The sequence below is a fragment of the Neobacillus paridis genome (assembly GCF_016765675.1).
In the GTDB taxonomy this organism is placed as follows: Bacteria; Bacillota; Bacilli; order Bacillales; family Cytobacillaceae; genus Neobacillus; species Neobacillus paridis.
In genome coordinates this window covers 1-606 of sequence record NZ_JAESWB010000301.1, presented here as the reverse complement: position 1 = coordinate 606, position 606 = coordinate 1, and the positions used below count along the sequence as shown (strand labels likewise).

Genomic DNA, 606 nt, shown 5'->3' with positions numbered 1-606 from the left:
GTGGCTGGCGATGATGCCGGCAGCAAGCTGGCGAAAGCGGAGACGCTGGGTGTTCCTGTGATCGACGAAGCGGCATTGCTGGAGATGCTGCATCAGACCAAAGAAAGCGAAGCATGAGAAAAATCACCAAGGCTGTCTTTCCCGTTGCCGGACTGGGCAGCCGTTTCCTCCCCGCCACCAAGGCGCAGCCCAAGGAAATGCTGCCCATCGTCGACAAGCCGCTGATCCAGTATGCGGTGGAAGAGGCGGTTGCCGCCGGCATTACCGAAATGGTATTCATCACTGGCCGCAACAAGCGCGCCATCGAGGATCATTTCGACAAGGCATACGAACTGGAAACCGAGCTGGAAGCCGCAGGCAAGAAACAGCTGCTGGACCTGGTGCGCAATGTCATTCCCAAGCACGTAAACTGCATCTTCATTCGCCAATCCCAGCCGCTGGGCCTGGGGCATGCGGTGCTGTGCGCCAAGCCGGTGGTCGGTACCGAGCCGTTTGCCGTGCTGCTGGCCGACGACTTCATGGATGTGCCCGAAGGCGAAAAGTCGGTCATGGCGCAGATGACGGAAGTGTATGAGCGGGAAGGACTGAGCGTGCTGGCGGTACAGG

General features: G+C 59.6%; 1 protein-coding gene. It reads left to right on the top strand.

The features are described from left to right. Positions 1-113: 113 nt before the first annotated feature. A partial coding sequence (locus JK635_RS28945; protein ID WP_202655518.1) for a UTP--glucose-1-phosphate uridylyltransferase occupies positions 114-606 on the top strand: 493 nt, incomplete at its 3' end.